The 15,377-nt window shown below is 75.3% G+C and carries 9 protein-coding genes and 1 pseudogene; 6 read left to right on the top strand and 4 right to left on the bottom strand.

Annotation, left to right across the window (positions count from 1 at the left end):
• The first annotated feature begins 6 nt into the window (after positions 1–6).
• The 4 genes from KO717_RS00130 to KO717_RS00115 are packed head-to-tail and all read left to right on the top strand — an operon-like array spanning position 7 to position 6,759.
• A complete protein-coding gene (locus tag KO717_RS00130; protein WP_301363638.1) occupies positions 7–1,182 on the top strand; it encodes a lantibiotic dehydratase C-terminal domain-containing protein in 1,176 nt (391 codons plus the stop codon).
• Positions 1,179–3,017, top strand: a complete 1,839-nt coding sequence (locus KO717_RS00125) for a hypothetical protein (protein WP_301363637.1) — start codon at positions 1,179–1,181, stop codon at positions 3,015–3,017. Before KO717_RS00130 ends, KO717_RS00125 begins: the two co-directional genes overlap by 4 nt.
• Positions 3,014–4,981: a TOMM precursor leader peptide-binding protein gene (locus tag KO717_RS00120; RefSeq protein ID WP_301363636.1), complete on the top strand. Its 1,968-nt coding sequence runs from the start codon at positions 3,014–3,016 to the stop codon at positions 4,979–4,981. Before KO717_RS00125 ends, KO717_RS00120 begins: the two co-directional genes overlap by 4 nt.
• A 29-nt stretch (positions 4,982–5,010) precedes the next feature.
• Positions 5,011–6,759, top strand: a complete 1,749-nt coding sequence (locus KO717_RS00115) for a thiopeptide-type bacteriocin biosynthesis protein (protein WP_301363635.1) — start codon at positions 5,011–5,013, stop codon at positions 6,757–6,759.
• Between the two features lie 626 nt (positions 6,760–7,385).
• On the opposite strand, the gene KO717_RS00110 is transcribed toward KO717_RS00115, so the two are convergent.
• Positions 7,386–7,844: an RICIN domain-containing protein gene (locus KO717_RS00110; RefSeq protein ID WP_301363634.1), complete on the bottom strand. Its 459-nt coding sequence runs from the start codon at positions 7,842–7,844 to the stop codon at positions 7,386–7,388.
• 159 nt (positions 7,845–8,003) lie between these two features.
• Here KO717_RS00110 and KO717_RS00105 point away from each other — a divergent pair, with 159 nt between their 5' ends.
• Positions 8,004–11,780, top strand: coding sequence for a WD40 repeat domain-containing protein (locus tag KO717_RS00105; protein ID WP_301363633.1), 3,777 nt, complete (start codon positions 8,004–8,006; stop codon positions 11,778–11,780).
• 31 nt (positions 11,781–11,811) lie between these two features.
• Here the strand turns inward: KO717_RS00105 and KO717_RS00100 are convergent, their stop codons facing one another.
• Both KO717_RS00100 and KO717_RS00095 read right to left on the bottom strand, forming a co-directional pair.
• Positions 11,812–12,444 carry an NAD(P)-dependent oxidoreductase gene (locus KO717_RS00100; protein ID WP_301363632.1) on the bottom strand — a complete coding sequence of 211 codons (633 nt, stop codon included), beginning with the start codon at positions 12,442–12,444 and terminating at the stop codon, positions 11,812–11,814.
• 210 nt (positions 12,445–12,654) lie between these two features.
• Complete coding sequence (locus KO717_RS00095) at positions 12,655–13,515, bottom strand: hypothetical protein (RefSeq protein WP_301363631.1); 861 nt, start codon at positions 13,513–13,515, stop codon at positions 12,655–12,657.
• 248 nt (positions 13,516–13,763) lie between these two features.
• Here KO717_RS00095 and KO717_RS00090 point away from each other — a divergent pair, with 248 nt between their 5' ends.
• Entirely contained in the window at positions 13,764–14,894 is a 1,131-nt protein-coding gene (locus tag KO717_RS00090; RefSeq protein ID WP_301363630.1) for an FAD-dependent oxidoreductase, read from the top strand.
• Between the two features lie 142 nt (positions 14,895–15,036).
• Here KO717_RS00090 and KO717_RS00085 read toward each other — a convergent pair.
• Positions 15,037–15,246, bottom strand: a pseudogene (locus tag KO717_RS00085) (MerR family transcriptional regulator); the annotation flags it as partial.
• Positions 15,247–15,377 lie beyond the last annotated feature (131 nt).

Below are 15,377 nucleotides of genomic sequence, written 5' to 3'. Positions count from 1 at the left end.
CCGCACATGCCGTCCCCCGACCCCGAAGCCCCCCCGGGTCCAGACCCCCGCGACCACGGCGCGCTGGACGTCGTCGCCTACTACCACCACCCGGTCAAAGCCCCGCTGCTGCGCGAGGTCATGCTGCCCCTCGCCACCGCCGCCACCGCCGACGGCACCACCGCCCACGTGGAACGGCACTGGCTGCACGGCCCGCACCTGCGGCTGCGCCTGCAGGGCACCGACCCCGCCGCCGTCGCGGACACCGCCCAGGCCGCCGCCCGGCGCATCCGCACCTGGCTGCGCGACCACCCCTCCCACAGCGACCTCGACCAGGCCCAGCTCCTCGAACAGGCCGCCCAGGCCGGGCGCGCCGAACTCCTCCCCCCGCCCTACGGGCCCGTCCACCCCGACAACACCACCCGGATCGAACCCGTCGACCGCACCCCCGTACGGGGCCTGCTCGGAGCGGACGGAACCGCCCTGCGCGAAGACCTCCTGCACTCGGGCCTGGACGCCCTGCGGGCCGGCGCCGGCTTCCTCGGCCGGCACGCGGACACCGACCGGGCCCGGCTCCGCCTCGCGGTCACCGCCCTGGCCGCCCACGCCTGCGCCCACCCCGGCGGCCTGACCGGCGGACACTGGTCCTACGTCTCCCACCTGGAGGACTTCCTCCTCCACGACGACCCCGACGGAAAACTCCGCGCCACCTTCGAACGGCACGCGGAAACCGCCGGGGACACCGTCACCGCCCTCGTCGCACGCATCGCCGACGGACACGCCCACGACTGGGAACAGGCCTGGGCCGGCTTCTCCCGCAACGCCTGGCAGCTCACGGCCCGCCGCCACGCCGCCGGCGCCGACCTCCACGGAAACCCCCTCGCCTACCGGACCCGGGCCGCCGCCACCGGCGACGCCGCCGCCTACGAACGCTGGAACCAGGACATCCGCACCCGCTACAGCGAGTTCCACCGCCTGCTGCGCCGCGCCGACCCGCAGGGCACCATGTGGAGCCGCCCCGACTACCTCATCCACCGGGCCTGCACCAACGCCCTGTACCGGCTGCTGACCGTCTGCGACGTCCGCCCCCTGGAGCGCTACCTCGCCGCGCACCTCGTCGTCCGCGCCGTGCCCGCCCTGACCGGCTGCGACTGGCGCACCGAGATAGGCACCGTCATCGACGCGGTGGAGGCCCGGACATGACCGGCGAACCCACCGCCCAGGACACCAAGGACACCCAAGACGCCAAGGGCACCGGCGGCCGGCCGCACCCCGGTGACCGGCTGCGTCCCGGCACCGCCGTCACACCCCTGCGCGCCGGCCTGCACCTGCGGGGGCGCAGGGGCTGCGTCACGCTGGAAGGCAGCACCGCCGTCCCCGTGGTGTGGGGCCTGCTGGAGGAACCCCTGCGCACCGGCGGCCTCGCCGGATTCCGGGAGGGCCTGGAGCCGGGATCGGCCGTCCGCACCGCCGCCGACACCCTCCTCGGCCGGCTCGCCGACCACGACCTCCTCCTCCCCGCACCACCCGCCGCCCCCCACCCCGACCCCGCCGTCGCACGATGGATCGACGCCACGGCCGCGCACCCCGCCGACGCGACCGCCCTCCTCGCCACCGCCCGGGCCGAGGTCCTGGCCCGCGACCCGTCCTCCCCGCCCGCCGCAGCCGCCGTACGGGCGCTGACGGCCGGCGGCGTGCCCGTCACCCTCACCCCCGACCCCGACCTGCCCCCAGGCTGTGTCCTGCTGACCGTCCGCGGCGCAGGCCCGGACCGGGCGGTCGCGGCCGGACGGGGCGGCGCCACCGGATACGTGACCGCCCCCGGCAGCCCCGCCCAGGCACGCGCCGACGCAGCAGCCCTCGAAGCCCGGCTCACCCACGGCACCGACGCCGCCGACGGCGCCGCCGCACCGCAACCCCACACGGCCCCGGGCACGTTCGCCGCACTGCTGGCCGGCGCCGCCGCGCACCGGCTGCTGTGCGCGGCCGCCCGCCTGCCCGACCCGGCCACCGAGGCCGACGACCCGCGGCTGCTCCCCGGCATCCCCGCCGTCCTCCTCGCCGACGCCCGCCCCGCACGCGCCGACCACCACAGCTGGCTCGGCCCCGAACGGATCGACGCGGACCGCCGCGTCCGCCTCGCGCCCCCGGCCGGTCTCGCCGAGGCACTGCGGCGGATCACCGCCCTGGGGGAGCACCGCTGCGGACCCCTGCCCGCCCCCCTGCCGGGGGACCTGCCCCAACTCCCGGTCCCCCTCGCCACCTGCACACTGCCCGCCCCCGCCCCCGGACACGCCACACACCCCCGCACCCTGACCGGCGGCGGGCCCCGCCTCGACCTGGCCCGCCTCGAACTGTTCTGCCGCGCCGCCGAACTGCTCCTGGGGGAAACCGCGTTCACCGTCGGGGCCGACCCCGGGCACGCCCGCGGCCGCGCCCTGCGCCACGCCACCGCACGCCGCCTCGCCGCCGCCCCGCACGGCCACCCCCCGCTGGACCCGGCCCGCTGGTCCGGCCACCCGCAACTGCGCCACTGGTGGACGACCCTCACCGGCCGGCTCGCCGTCCCCGCACAACTGGAGGTCCACCGGGCGGCCCCCCACGCACAGGCGTACCGGGCCGTGGTCCGCCGCACCCCGCACGGGCCGGGACGCGGGCCGGGCCCGCTGCTCGGCGAGGCCGTCGAGGCGACACCCGGCGACGCCGCCTCCTTCGCCGCGCTGGCCGCCGTCACCACCGCCGTCACCACCGCGGCCGGGACGCCCGGCGCCCCGCCACCGCCCTCCGGGGGCGCGGCCGCCCCGCTCGCGGCAGCCGGTGTGCCCACCGCCGCCTGGGAGGACCCCGGCTGGACCGGCGGCTGGCTCGCCGACCTGGCCCGGCGCGAGAAAACCCTCCAGGACACCCTGCACCAACTGACCGGAGCCGGCCCCGCGATCACACCCGCCGCACCCGGCACCACACCGGACCCGGGCCTCGCCGGCCTGCTGCGCTCCTTCGGCTTCACCGTGCTCCACACCGCCGAGGAGGCCCGATGACCCGCCCCGCCACAGCCCCCGCACCCACCCCCGCGGCCGGTACCGCGGCCGGTACCGCACCCGGTCCGGGCCCCGTCCCCGTGCTGGACGCGGCCGCCGCCCTGGCGGCCACCACCGGCCGGGCCGCGGTCCAGCTCACCCGCTGGACGCTCGGCCTCGCCGAGGAACTGAGCCGACACGCCCTGCACCGGCCCGTGACCCTGGTCCCGGTGCGCTACGACGGGCCCCTGGCGGTGATCGGACCGGTGCTCCGGCCCGGCGCCGCGGCCTGCCTCGTCTGCACCGAGTACCAGCGCCTGGCGACCGCGGGCGGCCGGGTCCCGTGGCAGACCCCGAAACTGACCCTGGCCGGAGTACCCTCACCAGCCCTGACCCCGGCCGTAGAGGCCCTCGTCCACGACCTCCTCGACCCCGACCCCGGCCCCGGCCCCGGCCCGGATGCGCACCCCGACGCGGACGCGGCCGTCGTCCACATCGTCCACCAGGGCCGCGGCACCTGGTCCACCCACCACGTCCGCCCCGTCGGCGGCTGCGACGTATGCCACCCGCTGCCCTCCGACACGCAGACACCGCTCCACCCCCTGCCCTGCGGACCCCGCCCGATGCCCGACCCGGCCGTCCTGCGCGGCCCCAACCCCCGTACGGCCGGCGCCGCCCTGCGAGCCGCCCTGCACGACGAACGGTTCGGACCCGTGCGGCTGCTGCGCCGCTCCGAGGACTCGGCGTTCAGCCTCACCAGCGCGGTCGTCACCGACGGCAGAACCGTCGACGACGGCGGCCACGGCCGGGCCCGCACCTTCCCCGACAGCGAACGCATCGCCCTCTTCGAGGCCGTCGAACGGTACGCGGGCATGCGCCCCACCGGCCGCCGCACCGACCTCCTGGCCTCCTTCGCCGAACTGGGCCCGGGCCGCGCACTGGACCCCGCACGGCTCGGCCTGCCCGACCCCGCCCACCACGGCCACCCCGCCTCACCCACCGTCCCCTACACCCCGGACCTGCCGCTCCACTGGGTACACGGCTGGTCCCTCACCCACCGCAAGCCGACCGCCGTCCCCGAACACGTCGCCTACTGGGACGTGCCGGGACCCGGCCGGCCGCGCGTCGTCTACGAGTCCTCCAACGGCTGCGGCCTCGGCAACAGCCCCGAAGAAGCCGCCCTGTACGGGCTGTTCGAGGTCGCGGAACGCGACGCCTTCCTCATGGCCTGGTACGCCGCCACCCCGCTGCGCCGCATCCACCCGCCGGCCGGCGACACCGACACCCTGCTGCTCGCGGACCGGGCGGCCGCCGCCGGCTACCGGCTCCTGCTCCTGGACGCGACCAACGACTTCGCCGTCCCGGCCGTCCTGGCGGTCTGCCGCTACGAGGGCAGCCACCCCGACGCGCCCCGGATGTTCCTCGCGGCCGGCGCCCACCACGATCCGCGCGCCGCCATCCGCTCCGCCGTCGCCGAGGTCGTCACCAACGTGCTGGAGGCACCGCACCGTTCCTCCGCCCGGGGAGGGCCACGCGACCCCGAACGGCTGCGGCCCATGCTGGAGCACCCCGAACTCGTCCTCACCCTGGACGACCACGTCGGGCTCAGCACCCTGCCCGAGGCCGCCCCGCGCCTGGAGTTCCTCTTCGCCGACACCCCGGCCGCGGCGGTCGAGGCGGCCTGGCCCGGCGCCCCCGCCCCGGTGCCCGACCTCTCCGACCTCCTGACACGCACCGTCGCCCGGCTGGCCCGGGCCGGACTGGAGGTCATCACCGTCGACCAGAGCGAGCCGGGACTGCGCGAGCGGTTCGGCCTGCACTGCGTGAAGGTCATCGTCCCCGGCGCGCTCCCGATGACCTTCGGGCACGTCAACCGGCGCACCCTCGGCCTGTCCCGGCTGCTGGAAGTGCCCCACCGCCTGGGCCGCACCGGCCGGCCGGTCCACCACGGCGAACTGCCCCTGCACCCGCACCCCTTCCCCTGACCCGACACGCGAGGCGAGGACCGGACGACGTGACGACGACCGACAACCACACCGGCACAGGCACCGGCACGGCCGCCGCCGGCACCTGGCAGAGCCACCACCTCTTCCTGCACTCCACCACCGAGGACACCGACCGCTTCCTGATCCGCGACGCGGCCCCCCTCCTCGACGGCCTCGTAACCGCAGGCGAAGCCGCCGACTGGTTCTTCATCCGCTACGGGCAGGACGGCCCCCACCTGCGCATCCGTGTCCGTACCACCGCGACCGCGACCGCCGCGGACCTCCCCCGGCTGCCGGACCTGCTGGCCGGGCGGGCCCGCCAGGTACCCGCCGTCCCCGGCCCCTGGCCCTCCCACCACGCCGAGATCCGCGCCGTGCCCTACGTACCCGAGACCCGGCGCTACGGCGGACCGCGGGCCCTGCCCGTCGCCGAGGCGCTCTTCGCCGCCTCCACCCGCACCGCCCTCGACGTACTGCGGGCCCTGCCCGCCAAGGCCACGGCCGCATCCCGGCTCACCGCGGCCGCGGACCTGGCGCACACCACGGCGTACGCGCTCGGCATGGACCCCCTCGCCGCCGCACGCTGGCTCCGCGCGCACGCGGCGGGCTGGCGCTGGGTCACCGAGGTGCCGCTGCTGCCCGCCGCCGCCGTCCACACCCGGGTCAACACCGTCCACGCCGCGCAGCGCACCACCCTCGCGGGGCGCGCCGCGGACCTGCGCGAGCGCCTGCGGGCCAGCACCGCGGCGCCCTGGCTGGCGCACTGGGCCGAACGGGTCCGGGAGGCCGACGCGGCTCTCGACGGCCCCGGCGAGCGGACCCGGGCCGGGATCTGGGGCTCCCAGCTGCACATGCTGTTCAACCGGCTGGGAGTGAGCCCCGACGAGGAACGGGCCGTGTGCCGGCTGGCCGCGCGCACCCTGCTGGAGACGGACGGACCGGCAGGCTTCTTCCCGCCCGGCCACACCGCCCCCGACCTGCAGTACCTGGAGCGCAGCAAGTTCCAGATCGGCCGCGGCGAGGACTCGGCACTGCGCCCCCTGCCCGCCCCCGGCCCGGCCCCCGCCCCCGCCTCGGCCCCGGAGGCGGGCCCGGCCGGGCCCGCCGAAATCGCGCTCCCCGCCGACCCGTTGCCCGCCGTGCCCCTGGCCGCCGTCCTCGCCGCACGCTCCTCGCTGCGCGGCGCCCTCACCGGCCCCCTGGACACCGGCACGCTCGGCGCCCTGCTGTGGCACTCCCTCGCCGAGAGCGGCCGCAGCGAGCAGCACCTCGCCGACGGCACGACCCGTACCCTGGCCCACCGCCCCTACCCCAGCGCGGGCGCCCTCCACACGGCACGCGTCCGCCTCCTCGTCCTCGACGTGAGCGGTCTGCCCGCCGGCACCTACGACTGCGTCCCCGAACGCCGGACCCTGCGCCGCATCGGCCCGGCGGCCCCGCTGGAGGACATCACCGCCCTGTCGACCTACCTCTCGCGCCCCTCCACCGACCCGGACTGGATCGGCATCGCGCAGGCACCGGTACTCCTCGCCCTCTACGCCGACCTCGGCCTGCTGCGCCGCCGCTACGGACTGCGCGCACTGCGCCTGGCCCTGCTGGAGACCGGCCACCTGGCCCAGACCCTGCTGCTCACAGCATCGGCCCTGGGCCTGGGCGGGACCCCGCTGGGCGGCTTCCACGACGACCTGGCCCACGAACTGCTCGGACTCCACGACCCGGACCAGCCGCTCCAGTACCTCCTTCCCCTCGGCCGCAGGCCGCACCCGGACGGCAGGTGACCTGGGCACGCGACAAGACCGCACGGCACCGCGGCACCCAGGGCCCGTCGCCGACCGCGCCGGCGCCAGGGCGGGGGAGGGGAACACGCGGCGTGCCGCCCCGCCGCCATGGGCACCGTGCAGTCGAGCACCGTCCCGCCCGGCCGGCACAGGGGCGAGCTCCCGCGCCAACCGCGGCGCGCTGTCCGCCGGTACGGCCATCCGGGCCGCCCCGCCGTACGCGGCGCCCCGGCCGCCCCGGCGGGCCCGGCCCCAAGGTGCCCGACGGCGAGCTACGCCGGCTGGAGCGCAACGGCCCGGCGGAGCACCGCCGTTGCGCCCAGGTGCCACCGCGCGTCGACCACGCCCTCACAGGGACCGGCGCGGCCCTGCCGGTCCCCTGTCCGCCCGCCACCCCGACACCGTCCCGGCCCCCCCAGGACCGCTTTCAGCACCCGCCAGCAGCGTCGACCGCGCGGGGGAGCGACTCGTGGCCGCGGTCTCGGCCGTCCTGGACCGAGGCACGGCGCCGCGGGAGGAATGAACCGCACGGACACGGGACACGGGACACGACACACAGGACACAGGACAGTGCCCTGCCCGGCCCTGCCCGGCCCGGCACACGAGGTACCGGGCCGGGCCGGCGTTCAGAAGTCCCAGCTCTGGCTCCGCGCGCCGTTGCAGCTCCAGCTCACCAGGAGCTGGCCGATCTCAGGCCGCCCGGCCAGGATGTCCAGGCACTTCCCGTTCACCCGGTTACGGATCTCACTGCCGTTGCGGTACCACTTCTGGTGAAGGCCGCCGTGGCAGTCCCACATGCTCACCGACCCCTGGTCACCCAGATGCGGGCCGTAGATCTCCAGGCACTTCCCGTTCATGCTCGAACGGATCTGCTCACCGTCCCAGTACCACTGCTGGTTGGTCCCGCCGTGACAGTCCCACGTCACCGTGGAAGCACCGTTCTCGTTGTGGAACATGAAGATGTCGGCGCACCTCCCGTTCAGGTTGGACTTGAGCAGCGGTGCCGCGGCATACGCGGGCGAGCCGGTCAACACAGGGCCGGCCAGCAGCCCGGTGACCGCCGCCAGCAGCATCAGTCGTCGCACGGACCTCATGAAATTTCCCCTTCCCATCACCGTGGCGCAGTTGCGCAGGCCCCTGTCTAGCCCCCGGCCGATGTCCGGCGCCGGAACGAGGATTCCGGACATCAAAAGCTGGACAAACACCACCCGACACGGCTGCGGAAACCCGCAGGAAGGAAGGCAATGCCACGCCCCGAACGCCCGCTCGACCAGGACTTCGGTCCGCTGACACGGTTCGCGGCCGACCTCCGGAAACTGCGCGAGGCAGCGGGACGCCCGCCCTACCGGGCACTGGCGAAAAAAGCACACTATTCGTCCACGACACTGTCGGACGCCGCCGGCGGGAACACCTTCCCGAGCCTGGCCGTCACACTCGCCTACGTCGACGCCTGCCAGGGCGACCGCCGCGCATGGGAAACCCGATGGCACGCCGTCGCCACCGAGATCGCCGCGAGCGCACCACACGACGAACCCGCGGAAACCAGCCGCCACACCGCCCCGTACGCCGGGCTGTCGGCCTTCCAGCCCGAAGACGCCGACCGCTTCTTCGGACGCGAGCGGCTGACCGGCGAACTCCTCGCGAAGGTCGCCGACCGCCGCTTCCTGACCGTCTTCGGACCCTCCGGATCGGGGAAATCCTCACTGCTGCGGGCCGGACTCGTCGCCCGCGCACGGGCATCCGGGTGGCCGGTCATGCTCCTCACCCCGGGCCCGCACCCCCTGGAGGAATGCGCCGTCCACCTCGCCGCGGCGACGGGCGAGGCCCCCGGCACACTGCTGACCGAGCTGCAGGACGACCCCGCGGCACTGCACCTGCGCATCCGGCAGACCATGACCGGCCACCCACCGGACACCGACACACTGATCGTCGTCGACCAGTTCGAAGAGATCTTCACCCTCTGCACGGACCGGGCCGAACGCGGCACCTTCATCGCCCTGCTGACCGCGGCCGCCGCCGCGGCGACCAGCCGGACCCGGGTGGTACTCGGCGTCCGCGCCGACTTCTACGGCCACTGCGTCCAGGACCCCCACCTGGTCGAAGCGATCCGCGACGCGCAGATCGCGGTCGGCCCGATGAGCAGCCAGGAACTGCGCGAGGCCATCACCCGGCCGGCCGTCCTCGCCGGCTGCACGGTCACCGGCCCCCTCCTGGCGGCCGTCGTCGCGGACGCCACCGGCCAGCCGGGCGCACTGCCCCTGGTCTCGCACGCGATGGTCGAAACCTGGCGCCGGCGCAGCGGCAGCCGCCTGACCCTGGACGGCTACCTCGCCGCCGGCGGAATCCAGCACGCCCTCGCACACACCGCGGAGGCCGCCTACGAAGCGCTGTCACCGCCGCAGCAGGACCTCGCCCGATCGCTGTTCCTGCGGCTGACCGCCCTGGGCGACGGCACCGAGGACACCAGGCGCCGCATCACCAGGGACGAACTGGACCCCAGCCCCGACACCGTCCACGTCCTCGAATCCCTCGCCCGTAAAAGGCTCGTGACCCTCGACCACGAATCCGCCGAGATCACCCACGAGGCGATCATCCGCTGCTGGCCGAGACTGCGCGGCTGGCTCACCGAAGACCGCGACCGGCTGCTCCTGCACCGCCGGCTCACCGACGCCACCGCCGGCTGGGAAAGGCAGGACCGCGACCCGCACACCCTGTACCGCGGCGCCGCCCTGGCCGCCGCCCTGGACCTGGCCGCCACCGACGGCAACCGCCTGACCCCGAAAGAACGGCGCTTCCTCGACGCGAGCCGGGAAGCACAGGCAGGCGAGATGGCGGCCGTCAGGCGACGTACGGTCCGCCTGCGGCAACTGGTCACCCTGCTCACCGTGCTGGTGGCCGTCGCGGCGACCGCGGGCGCACTGGCCGTCGGCTCACGCGACTCCGCCCTGCGCCAGCGCAACGTGGCCATCGCACGCAAAGCCGCCGCCGAAGCCGCCGAAGTACGCCCCCACGACCCCGCACTCGCCGCCCAACTCAACCTGGCCGCCTACCGGCTGGCCGCCACCCCCGACGTCCGCGACCAGCTCATGAGCACGTTCGCCACGCCCTACACGAACCGGCTCACCGGCCACACCTCCGACGTGGTCTCGATCTCCTTCGCCCCCCACAGCCGGATCCTGGCCACCGCGAGCTGGGACCGCACCGTCCGGCTGTGGGACACCCAGGACCCCCACCACCCCGTACAGCTCGCCGCCGTGACCCAGCCGGAACGGCTGATGGCGGTGGCCTTCGACCCCGGCGGCCGCATCCTGGCCACGGCGAGCGAACGCTCGGTACGGCTCTGGGACGTGACGGACCGGCGCGCGCCCGCCCAGCTGAGCACCCTGCCGGACCAGAGGTCCGCACCGACCTGGGTGGCGTCCGGGCCCGACGGCCTCCTCGCCACCGGCCACACCGACGGCACGACGCGCCTGTGGAACGTCCACGACCCCCGCCACCCCCGGCAACTGTCCACCCTGCCCGGCCACTCCGGCACGGTCACCTCGGTGACGTTCAGCCCGGACAACCGCACGGTGGCGACCACCGGCGACACCACCACCCGACTGTGGGACGCCGCCGACCCCGCCCATCCCCTCCTCCTCGACGTCCTGCGCGGACACACCGACACCGTGACCGCAGCCGCCTTCAGCCCCGACGGCACAACCCTGGCCACCGGCAGCTGGGACCGCACCGCCCGCGTCTGGGACATCACCGGCGGCCACTGCGCACGGCCGCCCGCCGTCCTGCCCGGCCATCCCGCGATCGTCTGGTCACTCGCCTTCAGCCCGGACGGCACCACACTCGTCTCGGTCGGCGGCACCACCCAGTTCTGGGACATCACCGCCCCGGCCGACCCGAAACGCACCAGCACGCTCCAAGGCGGGTTCTACCAAGCCGCGTTCAGCCCCGACGGCCGCCTCCTCGCCAACGCCGACCTGCTCCTGGACCTGCAGGACCTCTCCCTGGCCACCCACGACGACGTGGTCACCTCCCTCGCCTTCGCACCCGGCGGCCACCTCCTGGCCAGCGCCAGCTGGGACGGCACCGCACGCCTGTGGCAGGTCACCGGCGGCCACGCCCTGTGGCCGCTGTCGGCCCTGCGCGGACACACCAGGTTCGTCCGCTGCGTGACGTTCAGCCCGGACGGCCGCACCCTCGTCACCGCCAGCGAGGACGGCACCGCCCGCGTCTGGAACATCACCGACCCCCGCAAACCCCGCCTGACATCGGTCATCGCCCCCGAAGGCGGCGAAGTCGCCGGCACCGCCTTCGCCCCGGACGGCCGCCTCCTGGCCCTGTGGGCACAGGCCACGGCCGGCCTGTGGGACCTGACCGACCCCGCCCACCCCCGGCCGCTGAGCCGGATCGCCGAGGACGGGCCGAACGTCACGACGGCCTCGTTCCGGCCGGACGGCCACACACTGGTCACCAGCACGGGCGAGTCCGCCTCCCTGCGGCTGTGGGACATCACCCGGCCACACACCCCCCGGGAACTGCCCTCCCCCTTCCGCTCCGACCCCCTCACCGGCGGCGTGTTCAGCCCCGACAACCGGCGACTGGCCGCCTTCCACCGGACGGACAGGACCATCTGGCTGATCGACGTCGACGACATCCGCCACCCGGCGAAGACTGAGCAGCTGCCGGCCTCCGGCTCCTGGCTCTACACACTGGCCTTCGACACCCAAGGCCGCCGGCTGGCAGCCGGCGCCGCGGACAGCAAGGCCCTCCTGTGGGACCTGGACGGCCCGTCCACCCCCACCGTCCTCACCGGCCACGCCAACCCCGTACCGGCCGTGGCGTTCAGCCCGGACGGCACCACCCTGGCCACCGGCGGCAACGACTTCACGATCCGGCTGCGGGACACCGGCCTGGACCGGGTCACCACCCGCATCTGCGACAGCGCCCACCCCCGGATCACCAGAGCCCAATGGGCCCGGTACTTCACGGCAGTCGACTTCGACCCGCCCTGCCCCGCCACCTGACGCCCGGGGGCGATCCGGCCGCCCGCAGCGCTCAGCCCGTGAGGATGACGCGCCGGCGGACCCACCGGCCGCCGGTCGCAGCCGAAAGCAGGAAGTCCGCGACATCGGCACGGCCGATCCTCCCGCCGACCCGCCCCCGGGTCCCGTCCAGCGGGATGACCCTGTAGCCGCCCGTGGCCCGGCTGTCGCCGAACATCACCGGCAGGGCGATGGTCCAGTCGCGGTCGCTGCGGGCGATGGTCTCATCGGCGACACCCTTGTCCGCCATGAGCGCGCCCATCACCAGCTTCGCCGCCCCGGCCTGGAAGAGGGACTGGCGCCGGGCGGTGGCGCCCGAACCGAGGGCCGAGAGCCACACCAGACGCCCCACACCGGCCGCGGCCATCCCTTCCAGGACCGGACCGGCGGTGCGGGTGGCAAGAGTGGACCTGTAGTCCCGGCCCGGCCCCAGGGCACAGATGAGCACCTCGCTGCCCCGGGCCGCCTCTTCGACGTCCGCGGCGCGGGCGGCGTCGCCGACGACGACGGTGACACGCCCGTCCTCACGCTGCGGCAGCCGGGCCGCGTCACGGACCAGGACGGTGACCCGGTGCCCGGCCGCCAGGGCCTGCACGAGCACCTGCCGGCCGATGGGACCCGTGGCGCCGAGGAGGGTGAGCTGCATGATCAGGCCTCTTTCCGTGGGCGATGCCGAACAGCGACAAGCCCCCCGCGCCGGCCGCAAGCGTGGCTCCGCACGACACACCGGCCCGGACCGGCCCGAACCGGTCACGAGCCTAACCGGGCCCCACCGCACACCGCGGACTCCACGAACGCGCCACCCCGACCGCCCCGACACCACCCCCCCAGGCCCCCCCCCGCACTGCTCCTCGCGCTACTCCGCAGGCGCGATCCGCCAGGTGCCGCCGCGCACATCGAGCGTCGCCGTGAGGTCCGCCCGCCCCGGGAACGCAACGTCCAGCCGCCACGGGCCCGGCAGGACGGCCAGAGCGATCGTCACCAGATCCTCGGTGACTTCGCCCAGGACCCCGATCCAGTGGGATGCCGTGGCGATCAGCTGCCCCGGCAGCCAGGGCCCGGGCTCGGGAACACGCACGGAGGGCCTCCCGGTGAGTCCGGCGAGAGCGGAGCCGGCCAGCAGGGTCAGCAGCCGGGCCAGGACCGCGGCCGGCAGGCCGGGATCGCGGGCCTCCAGCAGCACGTAGCAGTCGTCATGACCCGAGAACCAGACCCGGGAGTCACCCAGGCGCTCCAGCAGCGGCTCACCCGCGCCGGCCGTGCCCACCACGAGGGCGATCTCGTCCAGCCGCTCCGCAGTCACACCGGCGGGCACACCGATCAGAGCCAGTTCGTACGGCGACCAGGTGCCGTCGAGGAAACGCGGCAGGAGACCGCGGTCCATCACCAGGATCTCCTCCGCGAGCCCGCACGTGCCCGACGCCCAGGACCCGACGGGGCGGACCGCGCACGGCACGCCGAGATCGGCCGCGATCAGCGACGGCAGCAGCGGCTGCCAGTCCTCGTCCAGATAGGAGTTGGTCTCCAGCGACACCACCGCGACCGCGTCGTCCGCCACGGCCACCAGCAGGTCGGCCAGCTCACCCGCCCGGGCCGCACCGGCCGTCACCCGCCACACCCCCTCGGCCTCGCACACGCCGAAGCTCAACGGGAACGGCCGGCGCTCCATGCCGACACTGTTCACGCTGAACGCGCCCTGCTGCCCGACCTCGATCACTGCCCCACCCCCGAGAACCCGCCGGACACCACCACGGAGCCCGCCGCCGCCCATCATCGCCGGTCGCCAGGGGCGGGCTTCGCCCCCATGGGGAGTTCCGGGCAGCCCCCCCCCGGGGCCGATGCGCGCTGTCGGTCATCCGTCGGCGGCCGCCGGTGCGATGTCGGTGGCCTGTCGGCGAGGCCCGACAGCCTTCCGGAGACGGCCGGCCGGAGCCCACCGGACGGCCCCGATCCCCAGGAGCCACCATGCACATGCCCGTCACGGTCATAGGCGCCGGACTCGGCGGACTCACCCTGGCCCGCGTCCTGCACGTCCACGGAATCCCGGTCACGGTCTACGAGGCGGAGCCCTCCCCGACGGCGCGCACACAGGGCGGGATGCTCGACATCCACGACTACAACGGACAGCTCGCCCTCGAGGCCGCCGGCCTCATGGACGAGTTCCGCGCCATCGTCCTGGAGGGCCGCCAGGCGATGCGGGTCCTCGACACCGACGGGACCGTCCTGTTCGACAAGGCCGACGACGGCACGGGCGGACGCCCCGAGGTGCAGCGCGGCGCGCTGCGGCAGATCCTGCTCGACTCGCTCCCGCCCGGCACCGTCCGGTGGGGCCACAAGGCCAGCAGCACCCGCGCCCTCGGCCAGGGCCGTCACGAGGTGACGTTCACCGACGGCGCCACCGTCGCCACCGGCCTGCTGGTCGGCGCCGACGGCGCCTGGTCACAGGTACGCCCGCTGCTCTCCACCGCCACACCCGAGTACGCCGGCACATCGTTCGTCGAGACGTACCTCTTCCACGCCGACACCCGCCACGCGGCCGCCGCGAAAGCGGTCGGCGGCGGGATGCTGATCGCGCCCGCGCCGGGCAGGGAGATCTTCGCCCACCGGGAAAGCGGCGACACCCTGCACACCTACGTCGCGCTGACCAGGCCGCAGGACTGGTTCGCCGCCATCGACTTCACCGATGCCGCCGCGGCCACCGCACGGATCGCGCGCGAGTTCGACGGCTGGGCACCGGAACTCACCGCGCTGATCACCGACGGCGACACAGCGCCGGTCCTGCGCCCCCACTACACCCTGCCGGCCGGGCACCGGTGGGACCGGGTGCCGGGGGTCACCCTGCTCGGCGACGCCGCCCACCTCGCACCCCCGAACGGCGAAGGCGCCAACCTGGCCATGCAGGACGGCGCCGAACTCGGCAAGGCCCTCGCCGCCCACCCCGGCGACGTCGAGGCCGCACTCACCGAGTACGAGCAGGCCATGTTCCCCCGCAGCGCCGAGGCCGTCACCTTCGAAGGCGGAGAGGTCCCGGGGATCGACTCCGAACACAACACGGCCCAGGGCCTGATCGACCTGATCACCGAGAACGGCCGATGAACCGCCCAGGCCCCGACCCGCTGCCCTGCGTCCCGCCCCCGCCGGCCAACGGCTCCCGTTCTCACGCCCACCGCGTCGAGGCCGGCGAGGTGGCCGTTACGTTCGGCCCACCGGCCGGAGGCGAAGCCGTCGCCGAGGCTTCGACCCGGTCGGTGGCCGGGTCGCCGACCAGGTCCGCCACCTCCCGCAGCCCGAAGCCCAGCCGCCGGTACGCCGGCACCTCCCGCAGCCGCTCCACGTCGCCCGCCGAACAGGCCCGGTACCCGGCCGGGGTCCGCGCCGACGGCCGGACGAGCCCGATCCCGTCCTAGCGATGCAGCGTGCGGACGCCCACGCCGGCCAGCCCGGCCACGCGTCCCACGGTCCGGTCATCTTCCACGGCACCGACGGTGCGGCCTGACGTCACGTCAGGGTCAAGGCCGGGCTCGGCAGCGGCCCGTACCGCACAGAGCCGCACAGAGCCGCACAGAGCCGCGCCGGGCC

This window comes from Streptomyces xanthophaeus, from assembly GCF_030440515.1.
Lineage (GTDB): Bacteria > Actinomycetota > Actinomycetes > Streptomycetales > Streptomycetaceae > Streptomyces > Streptomyces kutzneri.
The sequence above is the reverse complement of the archived record's forward strand: the minus strand, read 5'-3'. Positions and strand labels throughout refer to the sequence as shown.

What these genes read in the sequence shown, in the direction of transcription:
- KO717_RS00130 (WP_301363638.1), top strand. Translation starts at nt 7, where the DNA reads ATGCCGTCCCCCGACCCCGAAGCCCCCCCGGGTCCAGACCCCCGCGAC.
- KO717_RS00125 (WP_301363637.1), top strand. Translation starts at nt 1,179, where the DNA reads ATGACCGGCGAACCCACCGCCCAGGACACCAAGGACACCCAAGACGCC.
- KO717_RS00120 (WP_301363636.1), top strand. Translation starts at nt 3,014, where the DNA reads ATGACCCGCCCCGCCACAGCCCCCGCACCCACCCCCGCGGCCGGTACC.
- KO717_RS00105 (WP_301363633.1), top strand. Translation starts at nt 8,004, where the DNA reads ATGCCACGCCCCGAACGCCCGCTCGACCAGGACTTCGGTCCGCTGACA.
- KO717_RS00090 (WP_301363630.1), top strand. Translation starts at nt 13,764, where the DNA reads ATGCACATGCCCGTCACGGTCATAGGCGCCGGACTCGGCGGACTCACC.
- KO717_RS00100 (WP_301363632.1), bottom strand. Translation starts at nt 12,444, where the DNA reads ATGCAGCTCACCCTCCTCGGCGCCACGGGTCCCATCGGCCGGCAGGTG.